The organism is Paraflavisolibacter caeni (genome assembly GCF_025628885.1).
Taxonomy (GTDB): domain Bacteria; phylum Bacteroidota; class Bacteroidia; order Chitinophagales; family Chitinophagaceae; genus Flavisolibacter; species Flavisolibacter caeni.
Genome location: NZ_JAOTIF010000075.1, coordinates 1 through 1,073, shown reverse-complemented (window position 1 = coordinate 1,073; position 1,073 = coordinate 1). Strand labels below are relative to the sequence as shown.

1 protein-coding gene is annotated in these 1,073 nt (G+C 55.5%); it reads left to right on the top strand.

The annotated features are described in order from the left end of the window. On the top strand, positions 1-1,073 hold a 1,073-nt coding region (locus OCK74_RS27820; protein ID WP_279300390.1), incomplete at both ends, for an amino acid adenylation domain-containing protein.

The following is a 1,073-nucleotide window of genomic DNA, read 5'->3' as shown; positions in this document are numbered from 1 at the left end:
ATTGTTTCCCTGTTTGAACAGCAGGTACTACAAACACCTAATAACATTGCAGTAATCTTTGAAGAAGAGCAACTCACTTATCAGCAACTCAATGAAAGGAGTAATCAATTAGCCCACTACCTTAAGAGCAAAGGAGTGAAGGAAGAAACCCTTGTTCCTATCTGCCTGGACCGAAGTGTGGAGCTGATCCTAGCCATACTGGGCATTCTAAAGGCAGGAGCAGCTTACGTACCCCTGGATCCCCACTATCCCCAGGAACGCATTGCCTACATGCTTAAGGATACCAGAGCCTCCCTTGTCCTCAGCAGTACAAAGCACCAAGCAAAGCTGGCAACAACAGCCATAGAGCTCATTAACCTGGAAGAACTTGTAGATCTGGTTAGCGGGCAACCCACCCACAACCTATGCCTCACCCTCAGCCCCCAGCAGCTGGCCTATGTGATCTATACCTCGGGCTCTACCGGTACCCCCAAAGGCGTGCTGGTGGAACACAGGGGGGTGGTGAGCCTGGTGCGGCAGGTGGACTATGTGCAGCTTTCTGCTGCAGACGTGCTGCTCTCCACGGGCTCACCCTCCTTTGATGCCACCACCTTTGAGTACTGGGGCATGCTGCTCCATGGGGGACAGCTGGTGCTCTGCTCCGAGGATACCCTCTTGGACAGTGGGCGGCTCAAGGACCAAATCCTCAAAAGAGGGGTGACCAAGCTGTGGCTGACCTCCAGTTGGTGCAACCAGCTGGTGGAGGAGGAACTGGGGCTGTTTGAGTCGCTGCAAACCCTTTTGGTGGGTGGCGAAAAGCTCTCCGCCGCCCACATGGCAAAGCTTAGCAGGTGCTATCCAAGTCTAGAGATCATCAATGGCTATGGGCCTACGGAGAACACGACCTTCTCGCTGACCCATTGTGTTAGGGAGGCAGACTTGGCGGCTTCCATTCCCATTGGCCGGCCCCTGGCGGGGCGCAGTGCCTACATCCTCAGTGCTGCAGGCAGCCTGCAGCCCATTGGGGTAGTAGGGGAGATCTGTGTGGGGGGAGCAGGCCTGGCCCGGGGCTACCTGAACCGGGAAGAATTAAC